Source organism: Poriferisphaera corsica (assembly GCF_007747445.1).
GTDB classification, from domain to species: domain Bacteria; phylum Planctomycetota; class Phycisphaerae; order Phycisphaerales; family Phycisphaeraceae; genus Poriferisphaera; species Poriferisphaera corsica.
Window position 1 is genome coordinate 3,911,925 of the sequence record NZ_CP036425.1, and the last position, 25,659, is coordinate 3,937,583.

Annotated in this window: 19 protein-coding genes; 10 read left to right on the forward strand and 9 right to left on the reverse strand. The window is 50.6% G+C overall.

What is annotated here, in order from left to right; genetic code table 11:
* Positions 1 to 351: 351 nt before the first annotated feature.
* Entirely contained in the window at positions 352 to 1,428 is a 1,077-nt protein-coding gene (locus KS4_RS15910; protein ID WP_145080445.1) for an ABC transporter permease, read from the forward strand.
* A gap of 231 nt (positions 1,429 to 1,659) precedes the next feature.
* Here the strand turns inward: KS4_RS15910 and KS4_RS15915 are convergent, their stop codons facing one another.
* The 4 genes from KS4_RS15915 to KS4_RS15930 all read right to left on the reverse strand — a co-directional run bounded on the left by KS4_RS15915 (position 1,660) and on the right by KS4_RS15930 (position 7,321).
* Positions 1,660 to 2,820 carry a response regulator gene (locus KS4_RS15915; RefSeq protein WP_145080448.1) on the reverse strand — a complete coding sequence of 387 codons (1,161 nt, stop codon included), beginning with the start codon at positions 2,818 to 2,820 and terminating at the stop codon, positions 1,660 to 1,662.
* 224 nt (positions 2,821 to 3,044) lie between these two features.
* The gene (locus KS4_RS15920) at positions 3,045 to 5,435 is read right to left on the reverse strand and encodes an HDOD domain-containing protein (RefSeq protein ID WP_145080451.1); all 2,391 of its coding nucleotides are present in this window, start codon (positions 5,433 to 5,435) and stop codon (positions 3,045 to 3,047) included.
* Between the two features lie 293 nt (positions 5,436 to 5,728).
* Complete coding sequence (locus KS4_RS15925; RefSeq protein WP_145080454.1) at positions 5,729 to 6,343, reverse strand: response regulator; 615 nt, start codon at positions 6,341 to 6,343, stop codon at positions 5,729 to 5,731.
* 327 nt (positions 6,344 to 6,670) lie between these two features.
* The gene (locus KS4_RS15930; protein ID WP_145080457.1) at positions 6,671 to 7,321 is read right to left on the reverse strand and encodes a hypothetical protein; all 651 of its coding nucleotides are present in this window, start codon (positions 7,319 to 7,321) and stop codon (positions 6,671 to 6,673) included.
* Between the two features lie 283 nt (positions 7,322 to 7,604).
* Here KS4_RS15930 and KS4_RS15935 point away from each other — a divergent pair, with 283 nt between their 5' ends.
* Both KS4_RS15935 and KS4_RS15940 read left to right on the forward strand, forming a co-directional pair.
* The gene (locus tag KS4_RS15935; protein ID WP_234698824.1) at positions 7,605 to 9,020 is read left to right on the forward strand and encodes a 3-isopropylmalate dehydratase large subunit; all 1,416 of its coding nucleotides are present in this window, start codon (positions 7,605 to 7,607) and stop codon (positions 9,018 to 9,020) included.
* A gap of 202 nt (positions 9,021 to 9,222) precedes the next feature.
* Positions 9,223 to 9,825, forward strand: coding sequence for a nitroreductase family protein (locus tag KS4_RS15940; RefSeq protein WP_145080459.1), 603 nt, complete (start codon positions 9,223 to 9,225; stop codon positions 9,823 to 9,825).
* 113 nt (positions 9,826 to 9,938) lie between these two features.
* Here KS4_RS15940 and KS4_RS15945 read toward each other — a convergent pair whose 3' ends face one another.
* A complete protein-coding gene (locus KS4_RS15945; RefSeq protein WP_145080462.1) occupies positions 9,939 to 10,724 on the reverse strand; it encodes an RDD family protein in 786 nt (261 codons plus the stop codon).
* Positions 10,725 to 10,753: 29 nt separating this feature from the next.
* Entirely contained in the window at positions 10,754 to 11,314 is a 561-nt protein-coding gene (locus tag KS4_RS15950; protein ID WP_145080465.1) for a GNAT family N-acetyltransferase, read from the reverse strand.
* A gap of 227 nt (positions 11,315 to 11,541) precedes the next feature.
* On the opposite strand from KS4_RS15950, the gene KS4_RS15955 reads away from it, so the two are divergent.
* A complete protein-coding gene (locus tag KS4_RS15955) occupies positions 11,542 to 12,426 on the forward strand; it encodes a hypothetical protein (RefSeq protein WP_145080467.1) in 885 nt (294 codons plus the stop codon).
* Between the two features lie 591 nt (positions 12,427 to 13,017).
* On the opposite strand, the gene rdgB is transcribed toward KS4_RS15955, so the two are convergent.
* Positions 13,018 to 13,686: an RdgB/HAM1 family non-canonical purine NTP pyrophosphatase gene (gene rdgB / locus KS4_RS15960; RefSeq protein WP_145080470.1), complete on the reverse strand. Its 669-nt coding sequence runs from the start codon at positions 13,684 to 13,686 to the stop codon at positions 13,018 to 13,020.
* Between the two features lie 184 nt (positions 13,687 to 13,870).
* Positions 13,871 to 15,586: a 1,4-alpha-glucan branching protein domain-containing protein gene (locus KS4_RS15965; RefSeq protein WP_145080473.1), complete on the reverse strand. Its 1,716-nt coding sequence runs from the start codon at positions 15,584 to 15,586 to the stop codon at positions 13,871 to 13,873.
* Between the two features lie 186 nt (positions 15,587 to 15,772).
* Here KS4_RS15965 and KS4_RS15970 point away from each other — a divergent pair, with 186 nt between their 5' ends.
* The 5 genes from KS4_RS15970 (at position 15,773) to KS4_RS15990 (ending at position 22,461) form a co-directional block, all read left to right on the forward strand.
* Positions 15,773 to 18,262 (forward strand): HEAT repeat domain-containing protein, encoded by a 2,490-nt coding sequence (locus KS4_RS15970; RefSeq protein WP_145080475.1) that lies wholly within the window; start codon positions 15,773 to 15,775, stop codon positions 18,260 to 18,262.
* 60 nt (positions 18,263 to 18,322) lie between these two features.
* A complete protein-coding gene (gene murC, locus KS4_RS15975) occupies positions 18,323 to 19,843 on the forward strand; it encodes a UDP-N-acetylmuramate--L-alanine ligase (protein ID WP_145080478.1) in 1,521 nt (506 codons plus the stop codon).
* 132 nt (positions 19,844 to 19,975) lie between these two features.
* Complete coding sequence (locus KS4_RS15980) at positions 19,976 to 21,346, forward strand: BUD32 family EKC/KEOPS complex subunit (protein ID WP_145080497.1); 1,371 nt, start codon at positions 19,976 to 19,978, stop codon at positions 21,344 to 21,346.
* Positions 21,347 to 21,575: 229 nt separating this feature from the next.
* Complete coding sequence (locus tag KS4_RS15985; protein WP_145080499.1) at positions 21,576 to 22,067, forward strand: DUF1569 domain-containing protein; 492 nt, start codon at positions 21,576 to 21,578, stop codon at positions 22,065 to 22,067.
* A gap of 49 nt (positions 22,068 to 22,116) precedes the next feature.
* Positions 22,117 to 22,461, forward strand: coding sequence for an MGMT family protein (locus KS4_RS15990; RefSeq protein ID WP_200761359.1), 345 nt, complete (start codon positions 22,117 to 22,119; stop codon positions 22,459 to 22,461).
* An 80-nt stretch (positions 22,462 to 22,541) separates the two neighbouring features.
* On the opposite strand, the gene KS4_RS15995 is transcribed toward KS4_RS15990, so the two are convergent.
* Positions 22,542 to 23,372, reverse strand: a complete 831-nt coding sequence (locus KS4_RS15995) for an SPOR domain-containing protein (protein ID WP_145080502.1) — start codon at positions 23,370 to 23,372, stop codon at positions 22,542 to 22,544.
* A gap of 626 nt (positions 23,373 to 23,998) precedes the next feature.
* Here KS4_RS15995 and KS4_RS16000 point away from each other — a divergent pair.
* Positions 23,999 to 25,486: a class I adenylate-forming enzyme family protein gene (locus KS4_RS16000; protein ID WP_145080505.1), complete on the forward strand. Its 1,488-nt coding sequence runs from the start codon at positions 23,999 to 24,001 to the stop codon at positions 25,484 to 25,486.
* The last annotated feature ends 173 nt before the right edge of the window (positions 25,487 to 25,659 follow it).

Here is a 25,659-nt window from a genome sequence, read left to right on the forward strand (position 1 = left end):
CCTGCCTGTCTTAACCGCATTCCCCGCCCTCTAAACCACGGTTACCTCTTATATACTCATGACAAGCCGCTTAGGATCACAGATTTTTCAAAAAAAACACACTCTTTCAAACTCACTCGCACGGAAATTCGTATCATGGTACAACTTAACGCCTTATCGTGCTGAGTTTATGCACGTTAGACACATTAGTAACAGGTCCGTCTCTCTCAAATCAATCTTCTAAGTCGGTTTTTTATAACGAGTTACAAATCGCAACTCCCTTAATAGCCGTACTTGCCTCATCCCCACATACGATCTGTTCTAAGGATCCGACATTATCACGATTTCTGAACATAAGTCGAGCGAACCAATATGTTTGGCCAACTTCTCACTATTACACGTAATACTTTCACCGAGTCCATCAGGCAGCCCATCTTCGCTGTCCTCATCCTGGTCGGTATCCTCGGCCTCTGGCTCAATCTCAACCTCGCCGCATATACCATGGATCAAGACTCCAAAATGATGATCGACATGGGGCTCTCCACCGTCGCCATCATCTCACTACTCGCTGCCGCTTTCACAGCAACCGGCGTCCTCTCCTCTGAAATCGAGAAAAAAACCGTCCTCACAGTGGTCTCAAAACCCATCTCACGCCCCACCTTCGTCGTCGGTAAATTCCTCGGCGTTGCTGGCGCCATCCTCCTCGCCTACTACATTCTCTCACTCGTCTTCCTCCTCACCGCCCGACACGGCGTCATGCAGACCGCATCCCACCGCATCGACTGGCCCGTCGTCGTTTTCGGCCTTGGCGGCGCTTTCATCGCCATCGCCTTCGCCGCTTTCACAAACTACAACTTCCGCTGGGTCTTTACCTCAACCGTCACATGGGCGCTCGCCATCACCGAAACTATCGCCTTTCTCCTCATCCTCTTCATTGGCAAAAAATGGGCCATCCAAACCCCATACCACGACCTTTTCAGCCTTGATCCCAAAGCCCCCCAGCTCATGCAAGTCATAACAGGCACCGGCCTTATATCATTTGCCATCCTCATCATCACCGCCATCGCCGTGGCTGCATCAACCCGCCTCGGCCAGGTCATGACCATCCTCCTCTCCTTCGGCTTCTTCGCCCTAGGCCTCATCTCCAACTCACTCAACCAACTCACCAATCAGCGGCTCGAAATCTCACCACACATCGGATTCTTTGAATCTTTCTCACACATCTTCGCTGCCGACGCCCCCTTCTACACCAAACTCATCTACGCTGCCGCTAAAAGCATCTATCTCATCACCCCCAACATGCAATTGCTCTGGCCCGGCGACGCACTCCTTCAGGACAAACCTTTTACGCTCATCGCCTTCATGACGCCCGCCATCTACGGCATCCTCTTCACCGCAGCCATCCTCGCCATCGCTGTCGCGCTCTTCCAAAAACGCGAAGTTGGCTAACCCCCCCCGGAAGTGCAAACCACTTCCATCCGACATACAGAAATCCAATCAAACCTCACGCACAACGTGGGGTTATCTTTTTATATAATCACACGTCACCACGACCTTTCAAGCCCGCCACCGCTGGTGGCGGGGTGTTCTACAACCCATCACAAATCCGCCCCCCCTTCCACCCACAAAAAAAACCGGTCACTTCCGTAACCGGCTGTTCATTTCGTTAATTTTTATCAATCAATCATCTTCACCCTCAATCTCACCAAACCCAAAATCAATCCCCCAATCTTCTTGATCATCATCTTCACCGCCCCAATCTTCAACTTCAGGCGTAAACCGATGATGAACACGAATCACGCGTGATAGCGCTTCCGCCAACAGCGGCCCCACTGCCCCACTCATTTCAACACCACCATCTTCAAACGGCTCATTACAATCTCTAAACAACACCATCACCGCCAATGTTTCACCACCATGACGGCACGCCACCGCAACAACATGACTATCCGCCAAATAAGCCGCATCGTCACCAATCCAATACTTCAGTGTTTCATTATCTGTCACATGCAACAGATCTTCACGTGCCGCAACTTTCGGCGCCACCACATCCGCCAAGTGCTGCAACAACATATCCGCACTATCCGCAGCACAATCATAATTCACATACCCACCCAAACTATATTCATCCATCGCACTCGGCAAGAAGATCGCCGCATTCGTCGGCCCAACCTTCTCGATCATGTGCTCTAATGTCGTCCGTAACAAATTCTCTAAATCAAGCTCTTCACGTATCAGCGCACTGTACTCACTCGTCTGCACAACCTGCTGCATCTGACAAGCTAATTCCTGATACGCCATCACCAAATCATTGCACAACACATCGACCTGCTGCGATACATCCTGCCTTGCTTGATTCAATTTCTTACACAACCTTTTCAACCGATCCACTCGCCCTACATGATCATCATGCTTCAAGTGCTTCGCCACCATCCCATTCAAGCATCGCGTGACATCCCCAGTATCCACCGGCCTCTTCACAAAATCACAAACGCCGATCCGCATCCCCACAATCACCTCATCAGCATTCGGCTCATCACCCACCACCGAAGCATAAACATCCCCCTTACCCTGACTCAACTCTTCAACAAAATCCAGCCCATATCCATCGGGCAAACTCATCTCAACCATCACCATATCAAAACGCTCGCCCAACACGCATCCGCGCGCCTCAGCCAACGTCTTCACATGCTTCACATTGAGTTCAACTCGGCGATCCTGATACTCCCTCACCGACTTCAACACATCGTCCCCAGGATCCACGACCAGCAGACTTACCGCCTTCTTCGCTTCACCTAATCTCTTATTCCGGCTTTTCGCCGTCTTAGCCTGATGACTCACAGCTTTCTCCTGCTACCGCATCCTGCGTGAACATCTTCTATAATCGCAACCGTCTTTAAAGCTGAAAATCCATTTGATTCTCATTCTTGCCGCAACGATCACTTGGTCAACGAGGATGTTATTTCGCAAAACGCATTAAACGATCCCATGCACTCTACCGATCCACGTGTATCCCTAAACACATGGGCCTCCTCGGCAGAGTCTCCGCTTTTCACATCGTCAACCTATGCCGCACAATCCAGCGGCAACCTCAACGTTGCAACAGTTCCTTCACCCAACGCACTTGCCAATTCCAAACAACCGTTATGACCCTCAATAAACTGCTGCGCACGCGTTAAACCCATCCCAACCCGACGCCCCGCCGCCTTCGCGCTAAAGAACGGATCCTTCGCATGTCCCAACGTCCGATCATCCATCCCTTCACCATCATCCTTCACCTTCACCTCAACCCATCGCCCATCATTGGTCACACCAACCCGAATCTCCACCCCATCCCCCGGCTTCGATTGCACCGCATTATGCAACAGCTCACTCACCGCCGTCTGAATCTGATCCACATCCATACGCACACGCGGCACACCATCCTTCATCTTCAAGAAAATCGGCGTCTCACTCTGCCACTTCCCATAATGCGACTGCACCTTCTTCACCGTACTATTCAACAGAAGCGACATATCCGCCTCCACAAACTCCGGCTCAGGTGGATCCGCAAACAAGTGCAACGCCGTAATCAAATCACTCAACCGGTGACTCTCCATATAAATCCGCTGCGCCGCCTTCTGCTCCTTACTACCACTCGCAAGCGTCATCGAAAGCAACTGACTACGACCACTAATCACCGCAAGCGGGTTATTCATCTCATGCGCAGCCCCTGCCGCCATCTCACCCAATCTCGCCATCGATTCTTGCTGCAACAACTTATCTTGCGCCTCAGCTAATGCACTATTAGACTCAGCAAGCTCCTCACCTAATCTTCGCGCGCCGTCATGCTGCTCAGCCGCCGCAATCGCACTACCCCAAACACTGACCAACGTCTCCATCAACCCCCATTTTGGTAGCACACTACGATCATGCAGCAACACACCGACCGTTCCCCATCCACAACGAAGCGGGATCAATCGCACCCGTCTCAAATCTTCCGATCCAATCAAAAAATCCTGCACCCAAGGCAGCACGCCCATCATGCTCATCCCCACTGGCTCACTCAGATCTAATTCCCTCAGATCCGGCGCACCATACGGCACATCCACGCACTGTGAATCCACCACTTGCCCATCCGTCCGATATCGACTCACCAACCAACTCGTCCCACCATCATTTAAATCCTTAGATGGCCTAACGACTGAATAGAATCCCGCCCCCAATAATTCCTTCGCATTCATCACAACACTGTCAATTACATCCTGAACCCCTTGCCCCGGCATTGCCCGGCTATGGAAACGTGACACCGCCTCCAAAATCTGACTCTGCTGCTGTGCGACTCGCCCCTTATTTTCAAGCGCATAATTCACCCGGCCTAAAGCTTGATTCGCCTTCTGGATCGACTGTAACAGCAAATCTTTCGACGGCTGATCATGTACGCCAAGCGCCTTACCCCGACGCTCTAACTGATCATGCAGTTGATCCAAAGCCCAATCCACATGCTGCCGCTTCACCCCAACCTTTTCCATCAACACTTCAACTTGCTGCTTGAAATGATAGTTCCCCGAATAACCCAGGTGCTGTTGACGTGTCAATAAATCTGCCAAACTAACCAGCCCCACCATCCGACGGTGCGGCAACTCCGGCAACGTCTCATATGGCGAACCATGCAACCAAATACAATCCTGCAATCGGTGAGGCAACCCCCACTGCTCAGCCATCCGCTTACCCGCCGTATGATGATCAATCCCCACAATCCGCCGTTCATACGACGCGATATTCCCATGATTCATCTCCACCAACTCCACCACGCGCGCATAACTTTTCGGCAAAACATAATCCAGCGCCAACTTACCCACATCATGCAACAACCCACAAACAAACGCCTCATCAGCGCTTAGACTCCGCTCATTCCCCGCCGCCTTCGCAATCAATTCCGCGACAACACCTACCGCCAAACTGTGCACCCAGAACCCCGCATGATCAAAGCCCGCTTCTTCACGTGACTCCTGCTCCACAGCCACCCCGCCCCCTACTTTCGCAATCACAACACCATCCGTATCATCACCACACAACACCGCCGACGCATCACTCTCATCATGCACCGCAACCTGCCCCACATGCTTACCACCACCAACATCTTGCTTCTTCTCTTTACCTTTCTGAAAAAACTCCATCACCTTAATCGACAACACCGCATTGCGTATCGTATTGAAACCCAAAAGAACAACCGCTTTATCAACCGTCAATATATCCTCGCGCAATCCCTTGTCCGCAGCGCGGCACAACGACAAAACCTTCGCCGTTAGCGCCGGGTCAGCCTGCACCAATTCAATCACCTCACGCGCATGCGTCTCGTCTGATGCCGTCAACGACAGCAACCGCGTCGCAATCACCGGCAAAGTCGGCAACGAATCTATCTGCCTCAAGATCAGCTCAATCCTCTTCGGCCTGCTCACCTCTTGCGCTGTCATCCTCAAATCTCCTGAACCCTCTGACAAATTCTATTCACTCAATAGATATGCGCACTTCTCGCGCGCAATCCCCTTACCTAAACTTAATCGTCACCCTCAAACCCTAACTCAAGCACAATCCGCACAATCGCTACCTTTTATCACACTCACCAAAACCTCGCACCAACATAAACCAACGAAAAACCGCGACTCAAGCCGCGGCCTCATCATCCTCCTCCGCCATGCTTAGCGAAGGATTCAATCTTAAAACACTTCGCGCGTTTTAAGCTCCCTATTCTCATTCATTCAATTCATCAAGCCGCAACCGCAAGCAGCGTTTCTATTCGCTCTTGCAAGTTCTCAATATTAAACGGCTTCTTAATGAACTCATCCGCGCCCGACTGCAACAATTCATGAACCTCATCCTGGTTTACAACACCCGACACAATAATGATCTTCATATTCACAAGATCCGGATTCTTCCTCACCGTCTCGCAAACTTTGTTCCCATTAATATCTGGCAACATGTAATCCAAAATCATCAGGTCAGGCTTAAACTGCTCCGTCATAATCCCCGCATCATAACCCGTGCTCGCCGTCTTCACTTCATAATGCTCATTACGACTCAGCACATCGACAAACAATTCAACAATCTGTTCATCATCATCCACCACCAACAGCTTACGCTTCTGGCCACTACCTTTTTCACCAAGCGCCTCAACCGGAATCCCATTCTCCTGCATGAACTTGAGTAGCTCATCACGAGGTATCCGCCTAAATCGACTACCTGGCACGCGAAACCCATTCAAACGACCACTATCAAAACAACGGATAATTGTCTGCTGCGAAACCTTACAGATCTCCGCTGCTTCACCCGTCGTAAATACTTGTTTTCCACTCAGATCAGTCGGTGCTTCATTAGCGCTCATGGTCTGCTCACTCTTTCTTTTCGTCTTCTTTCACCAAGACGTTTTCATCACATCGCCCGAAAATGGCTCTCCCACCCCAAACCAAATACTTAGCACGCCCTCCCTAATTTACCTACCTTTACATCGTCCCACCCTGTTACCAACTTTACACGCATCCTGCCCACGCTTTATTTTTTCTTTCCTTAGCCTTCCATCTACAGAAAACCCAGACCCGTCTTCTCCAATTTAGTTCATCAGCTAACATCCCCAGACAATCCTCTACAACGTCAACCATAGACTCACCAGTACGCCCGACATCCCATTCCTGAACAATTTCCTTCTGACTTCTCACGGATCTAGCCATATCGCCCCATCACTTTTACTCCCCGCCTCTGCCTCATCTCGTACCTCTACACCACACCACGGGCACTCGCTTCGCCCCGCCCCAATCGTCTCCCGCACATCGTAACCACAACATGTGCATCGCCCCGGCTCATTCTTGTTCACACACCCTCGATACCCGCGGCCCGCCCAATGATGATTCACAATCACAACCGCCAAACATAACACCAAATATCCCATAAAAACAAACCACACAACAGGCAACAAAAAAGAATCAAAACCCACAGTATTCACCAAATCAAATCCAAAGACAGCCATACAAGCACATATAAACGTACTACCCCAAATGCACATCATCATACCCCACAAAAAATTTTGCCCGCTCTTATCAAGGTGCTGAAGCATATCTCTAGACACCGCCACATGATGCACGCAAACAACCAACATCACCATCAAACATGCCAGCAACACAATCGGGGCAGCATATATGATGAATCCATACATCAGAAGTGCAATAATCTGCATACTGCTGAAGGCAATACTACACACCACCGCCAACAGTAAACCTCCCCACAAAAACATCTTCGTCACACACCAACACACACTCAGCCAACACAACCCCTTACCCACTTTCATATCCATCATTTGCTCACCCATTTAAACCTCCAGAATATAATGTAAATTATCACTTACAATATATGCTCTCCCCACCTAAATGCCAGCAAATTCTCAAACATCTATATATAGATAAACTTCACGCCAGTCCCCCTCGCCTAGCCCCCTCCCCCCTTCTCAGCTAGAATAGATCGCTCACAACCGCGCGACCATTGCACCCACACCTCCTCAAAACCCATCCACAACCGCGCAACTACATACAAAACTGATAGTTACGTGCAGCAACCAATCTCCCCCGCTGCACCCAAAGAGGAAGGATCACCACATGGCACGCCCAATGACCATGACCGAAAAAATCCTGGCCGCTCACGCCGGCAAGGAAGAAGTAAAGCCCGGCGACAACGTCTGGGTCAATGTCGATGTCCTCATGACCCACGACGTCTGCGGCCCCGGCACCATCGGCATCTTCAAAGAGCAGTTCGGCCCCGATGCCAAAGTCTGGGACAACGCACGCATCCCCATCATCCCCGACCACTACATCTTCACCGCCGACGACAAATGTCACCGCAACATCCAAACCCTCCGCGACTTCGTCGCCGAGCAGGGCATCAAATACTACTACGACCCCGACTTCGTCAACACCGAAGAAGGCTCCGGCTTCCCATCGCCTTACCGCGATCCCAACAACACCAACTACAAAGGTGTCTGCCACAAAGCTCTCCCCGAAGAAGGCCACTGCCGTCCAGGCGAAATCCTTCTCGGCACAGACTCCCATACCTGCACCGCAGGCGCATTCGGCCAGTTCGCAACCGGCATCGGCAACACCGATGCAGCCTTCACCATGGGCACCGGCAAAACATGGCTCAAAGTACCACCGACCATGAAGTTCGTCTTCAACGGTGAAATCCCCCCATACCTCACCGCCAAAGACCTCATCCTCGCCGTCATCGGCAAGATCGGTTTCTCCGGCGCAACCTACAAAGCCATGTACTTCACCGGCTCAGGCATCTCCTCACTCTCTCTCGAAGACCGCATGACACTCACCAACATGGCCATCGAAGCCGGCGGTAAAAACGGCATCTGCGACGTTGACGAGAAAACACTCCAATACGTCCGCGCACGATCCAATCGCCCCGAGTGGACCGTCTACACCGAAGACGAAGGCGCTGAATACGATTTCGAATACACATGGGATCTCGCTGACTTCGAACCACTCGTCGCTGCACCACACTCCCCTGACAACACAAAAACCGCACACGAACTATCTAACCAAAAGTTAGACCGTGCATACATCGGCTCATGCACCGGTGGCAAGATCACTGACATGATCATGGCCGCCAACATCCTTGCCGGTAACAAAGTCGCCATCCCAACCTTCGTTGTGCCCGGCTCAACCGAAGTACACTCAGACATGCTCCGCCTCGGACTCAACGGCGAGCCTGTCAAAGACGGTGAAAAGAACATTTACCAAACACTCGAAGATACAGGCTGTAACATCGGTGCCGCGTCATGTGCAGCTTGCCTCGGCGGCCCACAAGACACCTTCGGCCGACTCAACGAACCCATCAACTGTATATCAACAACCAACCGTAACTTCCCTGGCCGTATGGGCCACAAAGAAGCCGGTGTCTACCTCGCATCCCCACTCACCGCCGCAGCATCCGCACTCACCGGCAAAGTCACCGACCCACGCGAGTACATCACCGCCCCAATCCAAACTGGCACCGCCGGCGTCTGCTAATCATCCATTAGCCCCCGGAAGCCACAACAGCTTCCCATTCAAACCACGAGAACCTCAAGCTCAGGCAACCCGCCTGAGCTTTTTTATTGGCCACACACATTTTCTCACCCCACCGGAAATACTCTACCCACAACCACGGTTATACACAGCGATTAAAAACACAAACAATAACGACAACTTTCACAACAGGAATCATGACCCCATGGACACCCTGCAAGCCATTGCTGAACGCCGCTCAATCAAGCATTTCGACCCTAACCACACCATGACCGAAGAAGAGCGCAACACCCTTCTCTCCCACGCCATCCTCACACCCAGCTCCTTCAACATCCAGAATTGGCGGATTGTTGACGTCCAAAACCAATCACTCCGTCAACAAATTCGCGAAGCCGCCTGGGATCAAGCCCAAGTCACCGACGCATCCATGCTCCTGCTCATTTGCGCCGACCTCAAATCCTGGAAAAAACATCCCGAACGCTATTGGCAAGACGCACCCGATCCCGCACGTGAAATGATCGTCCCCATGATCGCACCCTTCTACTCTGGCAAGCCCGAACTCCAGCGCGACGAAGCCATGCGATCCACCGGCCTCATCGCTCAAACACTCATGCTCTCTGCCAAAACACTCGGCTACGACTCCTGCCCCATGATCGGATTCGATCCCAAACAAGTCTCCGAAATCATCAAGCTCCCCGAAGACCACACCATCGGCATGATGCTCACCATCGGCAAAGCAACCCAACCCGCATGGCCCCGCCCCGGCCAACTCCCCCTCAACGAAATCGTTGTCACCAACAATTTTTAGGTCGTATCATTTAGCTTCCAAGCCCGCCCTTGAACCGGCGCACAAACAAACCAGCACCCAAAAGCCACGCACCTCCGCGTGGCTTTTTCTTTCATCATATTTTCACAGCCCAATCACACAAACTGCCCACCATAAACCTCATCAATCACCTTTCGTTTACGCTCTGATATTTTCTCCCCACACTCCGGGCACTCATCCCGGCTCGTCACCCGCAAGTCGTACCCACACTTCCCACACAACGTGTTATCTACAAAAACATGCTTATTCTCATATTCTTTCCAAATCACTTTCGTCCTTGCCCACTTATCTCCCACCCGGTAACCCCGGCACAAAAACCCGCCGACAACAAGATACAGCCCAATCACACCCAACCACGAACACCAAATCAGAAAACAACACAACAGCGTATAAAACTGCAACCTTAAATGCCGCTTAAAACTTTGCCAAAACCCAATCGGCCTCCCCGTTTCTTCATCAATCACCTGTACCCCAGCAATCCGTTTCCCCAATGAATAACCATGAAAACCATCCTTAAAACCAAACGCAAAGTGCGCACCAACCATCGACACGACCGATACCGCGATCCATACACCTTCAACAACTTCAGCAGGCACCACATCAAACGATTTCACCCACCCCATTAAAAAGCTCCCCAATGTGGCATACAATACACCACCCACCATCAACATAATCCCCCACAAAAAGAAATCGATAAGAAACGCTCCTTGCCGCCGATTCGCAAACCCGTAATAACATTTTTTACAAACCAGCACATTATAAAGCTTCTTCCCCTTATCCATCACTTTTCCCTCACGCCCGCACAACGGGCAGCACACCGTTTGAGCTGTTTCTTTCATCCCCTCAACAGCCTGCCCTTCAACCTCGTTCAAACAATCCATCGATACGCATCCTCCATACCAAACAACAGCTATTCAATCACCCACACCCCCATCAATTCCCCACCATCCTCCCCCCTACCCCCACCGCTATCTCCTTCACATCCTACTTCATCAGCAATGCCTACCCATTCTCCTCCCACCTTCTCTAACACACGCTTCGACGCTTCATTATGCTCCCCTGTCACAACCAAAACCCGATCTATTCCATAGTTAGACAAAACACGTAAAGCCAAACCCACCATCCTTGTCCCATACCCCCTGCCCTGATAGCTCTCCCAAACCTCATACCCCAAATGCCCCCCCGCTTTCACAATCACCTCCTCATCACCACATACCACACGCAAGCACAGCTTCCCAACACTCACACTCACCCCCTCAATAAACGCTTCGCACCCAAACACTTTCCCTTCTTCACAGCCTTCCATCACCCGCTCACTCACCACCTCAACCCACATTTTTCCACTCCCATCTCCCCCATTCTCCCCATCACCGCCCCCACAATCGCCGCCCCCGTCTCCTTCATCACCCCAAACATCACCGCCTCTGCCGCCCAGCACACGTACATCACCTTTTTCATTTCGTACAAACATACTCGCCTCACCAAGCAATATTCACGATCGATATCAATATGACCCTCTCAAAACATGCCCTCTCATACTAACCACACATCTTGATCCAATAAACATTTTTCTCCATCTCCTATCGTCAAATCCAACCCACCGCCATTGATTTGAACTCCCGCACCTCTACCCATACGCCGCAGCATCCATTACCATATATCACGTCAAGCTCATTCAATCATTTTCTGGGCGCATTTATGAGCACAACCACTTCAATAGAAATATCTAACTCACCAATAGACAAAGATCTTCTCTGCATCAACTGCGATTACAACCTCCGCACCCTCACACCCAACAACAACTGTCCTGAGTGCGGCCACCCCGCCCTCAAAACCCTCCAACAACCCCGCCTCTGCGACGCACCCACCCACTACCTCAAACGCCTCCGCTCCGTACTCACTACCATTATCATCGTCAGTATCGCCTCCTACTCACTCAACGTTCTCGCTATCAGCTTATACCTCAGCGGTACGGTAAACTATCCACTACTAAACGGGCTCTTCTATTACACCCTAAACATCCTACATCTACCGCTCGTGATCATCCTCACAATCTCAATCTTCCGCCTATCATCTACAAACTCTCATACAACCATTCCAAAATCTACAGCCAGATCCATCAGAATCATCGCAGCGTTCTACTTATTATTCGCTTTCCCTCAACATATATTTAATAGCCACACACTCGAATTATCATCCGTCATCACGTTGACAACGATCAGCTTCTTCTACAATCTCTTCACCTACTTCACCTACATCTATCTATTCCGCTACGCATCCCAATTCACACTCGGCTCGCGCCCCGATACCCACCATAAACCACTCAAACTCATCAGCCACATCCTCTTCTTCACCATCCTCATCCTCATCCCCGCACACCAAACAGTCATGATGCTTTACTTCCTCGCTGCCGCACAATCCCCGCCAGCCCCCGGATCATTGCTCTATTCACTTCACACATTCTTCAGTTACGCACACACTATCACCGACATCTTCCTCATCGGCCTCGCCCTCATCTACCTCCTCAAACTTCGCTTCAACCTCACCCATCTCATCAAACAAAAATCCATACCCACACTTTAGCCAATCACACTTAATGTAATGCCCCGTCTCCTCAAGCCCGCCACCGCTGGTGGCGGGGTGTCTTGCCAGCCAACAATCAATCGTCTCTCTCCTCCGCGTCCATCCCCTCCATCCGCGCGCACAAAATCGCACACCGTTTTTCATCACCAATCGCTAAATTTCTAAAAACCCATCAAAACCAAGCATCCTTTAACCGTTTCTCACCAAACTCTACCATTTTCTGGTCATTTCTAGCCAATTCCTAAACCCTTTCTTTAGAACCCGCGCACAAATCCCCCCCCTGTTGTTGAGATCGTCTAACCGTCAATTAGCACAAACATCCCGCACCCCCCGCACCCCGACCATCACAACCCCACATACACCTCACCTTTACAACGCAACCGCGCACAACATCTCCTATCCCATACTCTGTCCTCCGGGGGCGGGGGCGCACAAAACCTAATTTTGAGAATTAGAATCGTGCGCACGTCTAATCGATGCTTAGTTTTCACTGTAAACCTAAATGCGCATCAAAAAAGACGCACCTTAAATGCGTCTTCTACTTAACATTCTTATGTCCACTTCATTACCCCGACTCAGCCTTATAGCCGCCTATTTTTTCTCACCCATCTGGGTTTTGCGGATCAAGACCAGCTGCCGCGCCATCTCACGCGCCGCCGCCCCGCGATGACTCACACGGTTCTTCTCGTCTGCTGTAAGTTCAGCCGTCGTCATGCTTAAGCCGCTCACAAAGAACAGCGGGTCATAACCAAACCCATTCGTACCCTTACCCTTCTCAGGATGGATCTCATCCTCACACTCGTCATTCTTCAGAATGCGGCCTTCAATCGTGCCACGCACCTGAACCAATGCATCACCCTTATCCGGGCTGCACAAACTCATCGCACACACAAAACGTGCATCACGCTTGCTCGGCGCAACCCCTTTCATCTTCTGCATTAACATACGATTGTTCGCGATGTCCACGATCTTACGCGGGCCTTCTTTGCCCGAGTATCTCGCCGATTTCACGCCCGGCTCACCGCCCAGCGCATCCACTTCCAATCCCGAATCGTCCGCAATACACATCATCCCCGCTAAATCCGCATAGTACTTGGCTTTAAGCGCGCTATTGCCCTCAAAGGTATCCTTATCCTCGACAGGTTCCGGTACATCCAGGCCAATATCCGCCAACGTCACTAATTCGACGTCAGCATCAGCCATGATGTCCTGAATCTCCTCCAGCTTGTGCGGGTTGGATGTGGCTAAAAGTATCTTCATAACTCAATCACCAATTACATCTCTAATCTTTACATAGCAATCACTTACGGTCAATTACCATGCCGTCGCGCACACTCAGCAACATGACATTCCTCCCCTGTTTTCCTTCCTTTTTACCACGATCCTGCATCTGGCAAGCCGTGATTTCCATCGTGATTCCTCCCCTGATTATTCCCGCAGCGATCTACGACCGCCACCAGTTCAAATCAATATTTGGGAAGATCACATCATGGATATCGGCATCTTTGATCTCGAACTGTTCTACCTCATTCAGTTTCCCGAGATAATCGCTATGCTCAGCAACCTTCTCGGCCAAACTGGTCAGAACCTCGAATCGGGAGACGTGCTGCATAAACCGCTTGATCCCATAATCCACTGCCTGACCACGTCTTATGACGAACGGCCAGTCCGATGCCTGTAAAAGAAGCAGCTCACGGCCAGCCTTCTCAAGCAGCTCGCGAATCTTTGAATCGTTCTCCCAATCCAGTTCGGATGTCATTTTGCCAAATACAGTCTCACATCGGTACTCAATATCCCACATCCAGTTGACCTGATCGTTGGTCCAGACGCGGTGATCGCCCTCCTCGCCCCATGAGCCTTCCGGCAATGCGACGACTTTATCGACGAAATGCGTGTCGAGATATTCCGCTGTGGTGCAGATATTGACCTCAGGGTCGGCATTCAGGGTCAGCATCACGTTTCGGAGGAATTCCGGACCTTCGAACCACCAGTGGCCGAAGAGTTCGGCGTCGAATGAGGTGACTACCACACCGGGGCGGCCGACCTTGTCACGGTACTCGCGGAGACGGTTTTTGATCTGCTCAACAAAGTGTGTGGCATGCTCGTGAAGCTTTGCCTCGATGTTGTCGGGGACGTAGAGATGTTTGTCGCCGAGATCTGTTTTGTGACCGGTAATTTTCCAGTAGCGCAGGCCGCGTTTGGGTGACCAGGCTTTGTGGAATTCGAGATAAGATCCGTCGGCAGGGTAGCCGATGTCGCCGGACCAAACTTTTTCGCAGACGTTTTGATCGCGTGCGAAGGCGTAGGCGCGGGCGAGGCCGTTGCCGTCGGAGTTGACGCCGTGGGGTTCGTTGACGGAGCGCCAACCACGAGACGGGTATTTTTGAGCTTCGTCCCAATCGACCTTCCACCACTGCTGATCGTTTTCGTTGAAGACTTGTTCGGAGCGAGACTCCTCGACGAGGTGCGACTCGACGAAGAAGTGATCGATACCTTCATCGGCCACGATGTGTTCAATGCCGGTGCGTGCACCCTTCCAACCCCAGCCGATGGGTGGCGACCAATCGCCACCGGGACGGTAGGCGCATTCGGGCAACCACATACCGGTTGGCTTGAAGCCAAGAATGCGTTCGGACGATGCGACGCCGGCACGGACTTGTGCGCGGATGCTTGCATCTTCGTAGAGCAGGGGCATGTAGGCGTGTGTGGCGTTGGAGGTAAGAATTTCGCAGAAGCCTTTTTCGGCTTGTTTTGCGAAAGCGGCAGGGATGTCCTGTTCAATTTTTTCAAATTGCTCTAAGCGTTCGCTGTACCATGTCTCCCATCGCTGTGCGAGGTAGAGCATGTGGCCGTTATCGATTTCTTCGAACTCTTTTTGATCCAGTTTAGCGCGCTCAATGCGGTCTTTGAGGTAATGGGTGAAACCTTCTTTAAAGACGGGGTGCGCGAGTTGTTCGAGCAGAACGGGGGTAAGGCCCATGGTAATTTTGGGTATGGCGTTCATGTACTCGCATGAATCAAGCATGGCGAGAAGGGGCAGATAGGTTTCTGCAGCGGCTTCATAGAGCCAATCTTCGCCGTGAGGCCAAGTGCCATGCCGGAGAACGTAGGGGAGGTGACCGTGGAGGACGAGACAGAAGCTTCCTAGGGTTTCGCTCATGGTTATTATGGTAGCGTTTGATGCGCGGAAGTGTTGAATTGTGTGGAGATTGTGGATGTTTGGTGTGCTGTATGAAGGGCGCTTTGGGGCATGATTAAGTAGGGTTATGAAATGATGAACGGGTGGCTACGTCTATCTACATGAAGGGGATGGCAAGGTGGGGAGGGTATCGCGTGGGTATGGTGGATGGCTGATGAGAATGAACAACAAGTCATGAAGGGCGAAACGATGCAGAGAGTGAACCGCTTAGGTGTGCTGATCTTTTTATGTGCGGCGTTTGTGATGCTGGTTGCGGTGACTGGCCTGGTGGATCATGCTCATGGCGGTGTGAAGGATAGTGATCGAGGGATTGGTAACAGCACGGGTGGCCGCGGACGGTTGGGTGATCCGCGAGACCTCGAACGGGAACAGTTACTGATTAATCTGAACAACAGATGGCTGAACGAGGATTTTTCATGGATCCATTGGTGGGAACTATACGAGCGGTATTTCTTTGAGCATGATCAGAATCTGATTGATTGGGATGACATCTCAAATAAAGAGATGCGTGCGGAGTATGTTGACGAGATGCGGATCTTGTTGCGTTCACCGCATCAGCGTAGCAGGCGGCATGCGGTGCTGACGATTGGCGAACTGAAGCTGGTTGAGATGAAGCAAGATCTGTTGAGGCTGCTGGAAGACAAGGACAAGGTGTTGCGCGATCATACGTGGTTGGCGCTTGGGATGATGAACGAGTCGGTGGTCACGCTTGGTCGCGAAGAATTTGTACTGATGGAGGAACGTGATAACGAGAAGCAGCCGGAACGGGTGGATCAGCAATTTGAAGCGGTACAGGTTTTGGCGATGGCGTTTAAGGATGAGTTGCTGAGTGACGAGGTGGATTATCTGTTTGATAAAGCGAAAGAGATTGAACGATGTGGCTATCGGCGTGACGACACGATGGAGAGCTTGTTGTTTGTGCTGCGGGTGCATAATCCAGAAGGAACGCTTGAGTTGATGCGGAATGCGCTGCGTGTGATACAGCATCCGTATGTGCTAAACCAAGCGATTATGTATTTAGGTGAGGTGGTTGATGAGGATTCGAAGTTTTCGCTGCTGAATGGATTTACACGAGAAAACAAGAACCAGATGGAGATTACGCTGATTCCGGAATTGAATCGGATGGCTGAAAACGAAGTCGATGCAAAGGTTCGCAAACGGTTGCGGGGAACGGTGGCGGGGTTGCAGATTGGATGCGTGCTTGCATTAAGCCAATATGATAATGCGAATGGTAAACAGAACCGATTGAGCAAGGATATTTCAGAGCGGTATTCGAGGCGGCTTTATGTCGACAAGCAGCTGATGGATTACGTGAAATACTTGCAAAGGCATCCGGAATTAGATCGTCAAGTGGGCAAGAGACGGATTGGCAAAACACAAAGAAAGGCGCGTGAAAGAAATCAACGCGACGAACATAAAGTTTGGATGCGATTTTACTTTGGTGACTTGAATTGGCTTCACCGTTATCAGAACGGCCATGCGGCCATTGAGGCGGCAAACGAAGAGGTCAATGATCCGTTAATACATGATCTGTATCCAACGATTACGCATGTGAATACGGTTGGGAAATTGAAGATGAGGTACGGGCCAGAGCTTCGGTATGGGTTGATCACGCTTGGGTTGGCGGGTGATTGGGATTGGATGGAGCAAGTCAACAAGGTGTTGGAACAGAAGGATCTTTTTCCGGCGTCAACATTTCGGAGGATGAAGCATGATCCGAATCGGGGTACGGCGGCGATTGGCCTTGGGCTGTATTTACGCCGCATTAATAAGGAGAAGGAGAACCGGATCACCTCGGGGTTCAACCGAAATATACGGAAGACGATTAAGCTGTTTGAAGATATTTTGATTGATGAGAAGGACGAGTTGCCGGAGCCTGAGCAGATTAAGGCGGCAACGATTGTAGCGCTGGGTCTGTCGCAACATCCGGATGCGGTACGGATTTTGAAGGATAGATTCAAGGATCGATATAGCTTGTTGGAACTGAGTTTGATGGCTCAATCGTTAGTAATGCTGGGTGAGGTAGAGATGGGAAATGAGCTCAACCGGCGACTGGCGATGTTGATGTTGCGGGTGGATGAGAACGGGGCGGATGCGGAGCAAGACGAACATGCGCGGCTGGTGAATGAGGTCTTAAAGCTGGGCAAACGTCAGAAGCAGTTCGTGCTCAAGACGATTTTCTCGACAGCAGCGCGGCATGATATGGAAGATGAGCGGGGCGAATTTTGGCGGGATGTATTGATGAAGGCGTTTGGGAATGATCCGATATTGGATTGGGAGCTTGTGCGGATCGCTAAGATGATGAATGAGCCTCGCGTGGGCGAACGGTTGTTGGAGATGACGCTGGACGAGGCGGAGGACGCGCTTGAGATGGATGACATTAATAAAGGGTTTACGTTGGAGGAGAAGTATGATGCGCGGAATCCGTACCTGCTGATGAATTGTTTTCTGGAAGAGGATTTGTATGGGCGATGGGATGTATTGGTGGGGCGAATGAATTTTGCCTTGCCGAATGAGGCGGTGGAGCTGGATGAGGTTGGGCTGCTGAAGACGTCGACGTTGCACAAATATCGCGGGTATGCGGATCGGTATCTGATGATGAGTGCGTATAAGCCTCGAACGGAGATGTGGTATTAAAGTGGTTTGTTCTGCGTTGAAGTTGATTGATGCGGGGGGCGGGGTCTGTACAATTGGTGCATGGATCAGGAAGTACAAGCGGAACGGATGACGCGTGAGGATGTTGAGATGGTGGGGGGTGGCCGCGCGCGTGATGAACGGGTGGCGATAGCGGGGAAAAGGCTGCATTTTGTGGGGATTGGCGGGTGCGGCATGTCGGGGCTGGCAAGGATTTGCAAGCGGCTTGGGGCTGTCTGCAGCGGGTCGGATATGAATGAGAGTGTGGTGGTGAAAGGGCTGCGTGGGGATGGGATCTTGGTCGCCCCCCCGGAAGTTGGGTTTATGGATTTCCTGGACGCGGATAGCGAACTGGACAAGCTGGTGATCAGCGCGGCCATCAAGGCGGAGCATCCGGAAGTTTTGGCGGCGAAGGCGAAGGGGATTGAGGTGGTGAAGTATGCGAAGCTGCTTGGGGAGCTGATGATCGGGCGCCAAGGGGTTGCGATTGCGGGGACACACGGGAAGAGTTCAACAACGTCGATGCTGGCACATGTGCTGATCAGTGCGGGGCTTGATCCTTCGTTTATTGTTGGAGCAAATTGCGAGCAGATTGGGGGGGGGAGCCGCGTTGGGTGTGATGTGGTGGGGAAAGATTTTCTTTTGGCAGAAGCGTGTGAGTTTGATCGTAGCTTCCATCAATTTCATCCGACGCATGGGGTGATTTTGAATGTGGAAGCGGATCATCTGGACGTTTATAAGAATTTGGATGAGATTGTTGAGGCGTTTAAGGTTTTTGCGGAACAGCTGCCGGGAGCAGGGGGAGGGGGGTCGCTGCTGATTAATCATGAGATGGGTTGCCGGCTAGAGATAGCGGGAGGACTGGATTGTGAGGTGCAGACGCTGGGGTATTCGAGCGAAGCGGATTGGCAGGTGCGGCTGAATAAGGGGAAGGTGTATTTGGATCGTGGTGGCGAGAAGGTGTGTTCGTGGAAGGCGGCATTGCCGGGAATGCACATGGCATACAACGCGGCGGCGGCAGGGATCACGGCCAACCGGTTAGGCGCGAATTGGGAAGCTATCTGCGAAGCGCTTGAATCGTTCACGGGGCTGGATCGGCGAATGCAGGTGATCGGGGAGAAGATATTGGGAGATGAGGATCTAACTGATGATAAGCGTGGGAGAAAACGAGGGGGGAAGGTTGTGGTACTGGATGATTACGGACATCATCCAACGGAAGTAGATGCGACATTGCGAGCGCTTAGGAATCATTATGATCCGAAGCGATTGATCTGCGTGTTTCAGCCGCATCAGCATTCGAGAACACGGTTTTTGATGGAGCAATTTGCAACGAGTTTTGGGGAGGCAGATATTGTGATCGTGCCCCATATTTATTTTGTGCGCGATAGTGAGGCGGAACGCCATGCGGTAACGAGTGCGGATCTGGTGGATCGGTTACGGCAGAAGGGCGTGCAGGCGATGCATTTATACCCATTTGAAGCGATAGTGGAGCAATTGTCGCTAATTACAGGTGATGGGGATCTGGTCGTGACGATGGGGGCAGGCGATGTTTGGAAAGTAGCACGTTGGTATATGGATACGTGAAGAAGCGGGTGATTTGCGGTAAAATATGGGAGTTAGGGGGGATTAGGATAAGACACATCAACGATGAAGTCATATATATTCTTAGAAGTATCGAGTTTGTGGGCGAAAGAGAATTTTAGGATCAGGTGAATCATGAGGTCTATTAGCCGACTAGGGATGAAGGCTGAACAAACACAAGGGATTGTGCAGCGATTTCTCACGGCTGTAAAGCATCGACATGAGCAGCGGCATGCGATTAATCCCGAGGGCAATGCGCTGGTTAATGCGATCTGCAGCATGATGCAATCGATTGAAAAACGAGAGCAATCATTCGGACGGATGCGTGAGGGGATGGATGAGAGTGTCACATTTGATGCGCTCATTGCAAAAAGCGGTGACCCGTCAAGCCCGGATGCGGTGTTTGGAAAATTGAGATGGGGCGGTGTGTTTGGGTATGTCGGGCAGCAAGGGCAACAAGTACGGCGGTTAGCGGAGATGTACGATGGCCGAAATGGTTTCGTACTGGAACGTGGAGTGGAAACGATCTGGGGCGGGCGAGGTTTCATGGGGATCGGCCGCAAGAAGGGATACAGTTTTATCGCCAGGAAGGTGCATCTGATCCAGCCGGGCGAAGTGACGGATCGGTTTACGTATTGTGTGCAATTAACGAAGGCGGCGCAGGTTGAAGATGGGTATGTGGTCACGAAATATGTGCCGAGCTTTGAAAATATTGTGTATCGATTGAAGCACAGGTTCCCGGATGCGTCCAAAGAAGATCTGAGCGCAAGAGCAAGAAAATTTGTAGATCATGTATTCCCAACATTTTTAACACGTGAGGCTGCATTTCTGAAGATTTTGGCAGAGCGATTGCCTGAGGAATATAAGGATCGTGTGCCAAAGTTATTAGGCATTGAAAAGGATCATCGCGGGTTTGTGACAAAGCTGCATATGAATTGGATGCGGACGGGGAGCCAACATTTGTCACAGATTGAGTTTGCAACGCAGGCGGCTGATTTGCTGAGCGCTTTGCATGATCATGCGGAAGTGATCCATCTCGATTTGCGGCTGGATAATATTGTGGTCACGGATGAAGGCGTTGGGTTTGTTGATTTTGGGAGCGCGGTGCGAATTGGTGAGAAGATCGCGGAGAGCCGAATGCTGACGAGCTTGTTCAGCGAGATGATGCGGACAAGCCAAATTCAGCGGATGCTTGGAAAAATGATCGATGATGGGCATGTGACGAATGAAGAGATGACTGCGGCTCATCAGAAGGTGGACAAGGCGGTGGACTCGTATTACTTGGCGGTGCAGATTAATAAGCCGTATGGGAACCCGGAGTTTGGGCATTTGATTGATTTTGATGCAGAGAGCGAAGAGGCAAAGGCGCTTAGCGCGTTAACGGCGGCTATCTTACGACCAAAGCATCCGGATAAGACAGAATTCAAGTCGGCGAGCGATATTCTACGTGGAATTAAACGTATCGAACAAAGGTTAAACCGTAGCAGATCGTCACGAGCAGCATAGGCAGATTTGTCTATTGATCTGGGATATGCGTTGTGTTACAACGTGTGCGAATAACCTATCAGCTGTTCGTTTATCATTGGAAATCGCGATTCAATTGCTGAAGCAATATCCAAGATTTTATTAAGAATGTTAAGCTTGAGATTAACTGGGAGTGGAGGGATTGTTATACCGGCAAAATCAGCTGCAATTACAGGGCTGAATACAGGGCAAATTAAGGGTGAATAATAGAATGAATCATTTAGCTTACGAAGATGGCAGGGTTGTGGGCAAACGCGGGCTTCGGTTCGCTGAAGTCAACGACGCGGCGCGTGAAGCGGAGCAACTGCTGGCAAGCGGATACACCGAGATCGGCGAGTGGTCGCTGGCGGAAAACTGTGCACATCTTCGAAAAACATTTGAATACAGCGTGGATGGATTTCCGGTCAAATTGCCGCTCTGGATGCGGATCATTATCAAGATCGCTATTTCAAAAAAGAAGGTTTTTCGCGAAGGATTCAAACCCGGAATAAAATTATCAGGCAGGTTCGCAGCTTTGCTGCCAGGGGAAAATCTGAATGATGCGGAAGAGGTCGCTAAACTTAAAAAGGCGATCACACGATTTCAACAATCCAACACCTCTATGCCAAGCCCGGTGCTTGGCACGATGAGTTTTGAAGACTGGAAGATTCTGCATTGCAGGCATTGCGAACATCATCTTGGAATGCTGCGGCCAAAGGGATAACAACACCGCATGCGGCTAGTTTTGAAAGAAGCATGAAAGGTGATTTGTGATGATACATGAGAAAGCAATCCGCGAAGGCAAATTAACCAAAGGCATGAATTTCACTGAGAAATCTCTTGCAATATGTGCGCGCATCCCCAAAGGCAAGGTGGTGACGTATGGTGATATCGCATGCAAGCTCGGTAGTGATGGTGCGTCAAGAGCTGTGGGCAATGCGATGAATGGCAATCCGTTTTCCCCTGATGTGCCTTGCCATCGTGTTGTAGGATCAACCGGCAAGCTCACGGGATTCGCAAGAGGCTTGGATAAGAAACGCGCGATGCTGAAGAAGGAAGGCGTCCCGTTTAAGAATGATGACCAGGTTGATATGGCCGCCTGCCGACACAAGCTGTAACTCGATCATTGATGAATATAAAACAAAACCCCGTCTTCATGGCGGGGTTATTTATTGACGAGTGGTCATTTTTAATGTTTTCACTTCTTCGAAAGTGGGATGACGATCGCATCTTTAATGCCGAGACGGTGCTTGGCATAGTTGGCTGATTTAAAGGAAGTGAAGTTGCCGATCTGAACACGGTAAATGACTTGGTCGCTATCGTTTTTGATTTCAGCAATTTTGGGTTTATCGAGGTTCATCGTCATTGAACGGAGCGCGACATTCTGGGCTGCGGAGATAGCGTTTGACTTGGCGGTATAGGCACCGATTTGGATGGTATAACCCGCGACAAAGATGCGTGAGTCGATCTGTTGGAGAAGTTTGTGATCAGCATTGGAAGAACGGGCAAGAAAGAGCGATTTCTTGGCTTGATCGAGTTGGCCGATTTTCTGCTGAGAGATCGCGGCGTAGTAGTATGCATTCGCTCGATCGTTACCAACGGGATAGTTTTTAGCGGCGTGGATGTAGTACCCGGCAGCTTTGGCGTGTTCATCAAGCTTCGCGCTTTGGATGCCAAGCTCTGCGTAAGCGTCTGCAATGAGTGAGGGATCCTTGGCGGTCTGAGTAGCTTGTGTGAGGAAGGCGATTGCTTGCGAGCGATTGCCAAGTTGAAGATTGGATTTGGCTGCGGTGTAGTAAGCGAGTGCACGATAATCCGGATCAGGATCATTCATAAGAATCAGCGCGTGCTGATAGGCTTGCTGATGATTGTTCGCGTTGTAGGCATTGTTCATTTTCTGAACAGTTAGTGGTGCACCACGATTCGATTCGGGCATCGCGATACAACCCTGCAGCACGATCGCGAGAAGTGCGCAGAGCAGGATCGGTTTAGTATGACGGAAGAAAGAAAGCCGATGGAAGGTATGCATTGCGTATCTCTTCTTGCTTGGCAGCTATGTCTTAATAGTCATGGCAACCGGAGTGGTCCGCGTGAACAACATGATACGGGACGATCATTTTTCATGTGTGTAGCCAAGGATGAGTGTGTGTGGATGTGCGCCCCCGGTGGGTTTGTCTGTGGTCATCAGCATACCGAATGGGTGTGGGTAACGAGGCGTGGGGGGGGAGGGAGGTTGGTTGCTCGGGTGATGACCATGAGCGTGGCGTGTGTTGAGGCATTGCGCTCTCATTTGTTGTTTTCGGTGATTTGGCTGTGATTTATGCAGGTTTCGTGGGATTGAACCTGTGAAATATACGAAGCCGATCAAGACACACAAGCGTTTTACTGTTTTATCTGGACGTGGATGCGGTTATGAATGATTCCATCGAGCTTAAATGTGAGCAGATAAAGATCTGTTGATCAAATGATCTAGTGAAAATCCCGATTTCAAAGCAGGCCAACATGAACATCATGATGAGAAAGATATAAACGACAACCGGGCTGACAGGTGGGTAAAACAAGGTAAATCAGAGCAATTATCACACGTTTCGGGTATCATTTTACGGATCAAATGAACGCGAGAAGCCCAGTTTTTTATCAAGTAGAGGCATTAACGTGAGCTTACTTTGGCCTATCTTAAAGAAGGCAATTTTTAATTTTAAGAAAACAGCTGTTATCGATGACCAACGAGAGTGGAGTTATGGGAAGCTCTTGGGTGGTGCGCTTTTTGCTGCCCAGTTCATCGAAAAGATGACCCGTCGCAAGAACGTGGGCATCTTATTGCCGACTTGCGGCGCAACACCTGTTGCGATCCTGGGTTGCTGGCTAACGCGCAAAGCAGCGGTCCCATTTAACTTCCTGCTCTCACCCGATGAGCTTGAGTACATCATCAAAGATTCTGACATTGATCTGCTGATCACGGTCGATCAGATGCTCGACTATGTTGGCGGTGAAAAAGTCATCCCTAAGGGTGTGAAGCTGATGAAGCTCAACAAGATGAAGTTTAAAGGCATACCGAAATTGCGTCTTCCACCTCGCTTAAAAGACGATGAGTTGGCGGTACTGCTCTATACGTCAGGAACCAGCGGCAAGCCCAAGGGCGTCATGCTCACACATGGCAACCTTCAGTCAAACGTCACCGACTGCATCAACCATGCAGGACTGACCGAATGGGATATCTTCATCTCGGTATTGCCACAATTCCACTCGTTCGGCCTGACAGCCTGTACTTTGATCCCACTGAGTCTCGGAACCAAAGTCATCTACACCGCACGGTTTATGCCAACGAAAATTCTCGAACTGTTTCGAAAACACAAGCCCGGCATCTTCATGGCTGTGCCATCAATGTATGGCGCTCTCATGTCGATCAAAAGCGCAAAACCTGAAGATTTTAGCAGTATGACCCTCGCAATCAGTGGCGGTGAGCCGCTCTCTGATGCGATCTATGAATCGTTCAAAGAGCGTTTCAACATTGGCATCCTCGAAGGCTATGGTCTTACCGAAACATCACCTGCACTAAATTGGTCGACTCAAAAAAACAACCGCAAACACTCTGTCGGCAAGAAGCTTCCTCGCGTCAAACAATACATCGTTGACGAACACAACAATGTTCTTGGCCCGAACGAAGAAGGCGAGCTGCTCGTCAGCGGGCCGAATGTTATGAAGGGCTACTACAAGTTGCCGGAGATGAGCGCGGAGGTGATGACAGAATTGACGCTGCCCGACGGCTCAAAAGATTCTGTTTTCCGAACAGGCGATATCTGCAAAATTGATGAAGATGGGTATCTCTTCATCACAGGCCGCAAGAAGGAAATGATTATTGTTGGCGGCGAAAACATCTTCCCACGTGAGATCGAAGAAGTACTCAACTTCGCTGACGGCGTCATGGCCAGTGCAGTTATCGGTAAACTCGATGACATCCGCGGCGAGGTACCCATTGCTTTTGTGGAGATGGTTGAAGGCGCTGAGTTTGATGAAAAAACATTGCGGGCACATTGCCGCGACAATTTAGCTCAGTACAAAGTACCGCGTGAAATCCGTCTAATCGACGAATTGCCTCGTAATCCAACCGGCAAGATTATGAGACGCAAGCTAGAAGTCTAATCAATGAATATCGACTCAAAAATCTAACAAGGCCGCGATAATACCGCGGTTTTTTTATGCGCCATTCACGATAAGGGTAGGTACGGTATACATGACCCATTAAGTACGCATGATCAAACGTCGAATGTACGTCTAGGGACACGGTGCACACACCTATGCTCAATAAACGATGC

What these genes read in the sequence shown, in the direction of transcription:
- KS4_RS15940 (WP_145080459.1), top strand. Translation starts at nt 9,223, where the DNA reads ATGGACACCCTGCAAGCCATTGCTGAACGCCGCTCAATCAAGCATTTC.
- KS4_RS15935 (WP_234698824.1), top strand. Translation starts at nt 7,605, where the DNA reads ATGGCACGCCCAATGACCATGACCGAAAAAATCCTGGCCGCTCACGCC.
- KS4_RS15930 (WP_145080457.1), bottom strand. Translation starts at nt 7,321, where the DNA reads ATGGGTGAGCAAATGATGGATATGAAAGTGGGTAAGGGGTTGTGTTGG.
- KS4_RS15950 (WP_145080465.1), bottom strand. Translation starts at nt 11,314, where the DNA reads ATGTTTGTACGAAATGAAAAAGGTGATGTACGTGTGCTGGGCGGCAGA.
- KS4_RS15995 (WP_145080502.1), bottom strand. Translation starts at nt 23,372, where the DNA reads ATGCATACCTTCCATCGGCTTTCTTTCTTCCGTCATACTAAACCGATC.
- KS4_RS15910 (WP_145080445.1), top strand. Translation starts at nt 352, where the DNA reads ATGTTTGGCCAACTTCTCACTATTACACGTAATACTTTCACCGAGTCC.
- rdgB (WP_145080470.1), bottom strand. Translation starts at nt 13,686, where the DNA reads ATGAAGATACTTTTAGCCACATCCAACCCGCACAAGCTGGAGGAGATT.
- KS4_RS15990 (WP_200761359.1), top strand. Translation starts at nt 22,117, where the DNA reads ATGATACATGAGAAAGCAATCCGCGAAGGCAAATTAACCAAAGGCATG.
- KS4_RS15980 (WP_145080497.1), top strand. Translation starts at nt 19,976, where the DNA reads ATGAGGTCTATTAGCCGACTAGGGATGAAGGCTGAACAAACACAAGGG.
- KS4_RS15985 (WP_145080499.1), top strand. Translation starts at nt 21,576, where the DNA reads ATGAATCATTTAGCTTACGAAGATGGCAGGGTTGTGGGCAAACGCGGG.
- KS4_RS15925 (WP_145080454.1), bottom strand. Translation starts at nt 6,343, where the DNA reads ATGAGCGCTAATGAAGCACCGACTGATCTGAGTGGAAAACAAGTATTT.
- KS4_RS15970 (WP_145080475.1), top strand. Translation starts at nt 15,773, where the DNA reads ATGGCTGATGAGAATGAACAACAAGTCATGAAGGGCGAAACGATGCAG.
- KS4_RS15955 (WP_145080467.1), top strand. Translation starts at nt 11,542, where the DNA reads ATGAGCACAACCACTTCAATAGAAATATCTAACTCACCAATAGACAAA.
- murC (WP_145080478.1), top strand. Translation starts at nt 18,323, where the DNA reads ATGGATCAGGAAGTACAAGCGGAACGGATGACGCGTGAGGATGTTGAG.
- KS4_RS15945 (WP_145080462.1), bottom strand. Translation starts at nt 10,724, where the DNA reads ATGGATTGTTTGAACGAGGTTGAAGGGCAGGCTGTTGAGGGGATGAAA.
- KS4_RS15920 (WP_145080451.1), bottom strand. Translation starts at nt 5,435, where the DNA reads ATGACAGCGCAAGAGGTGAGCAGGCCGAAGAGGATTGAGCTGATCTTG.
- KS4_RS15965 (WP_145080473.1), bottom strand. Translation starts at nt 15,586, where the DNA reads ATGAGCGAAACCCTAGGAAGCTTCTGTCTCGTCCTCCACGGTCACCTC.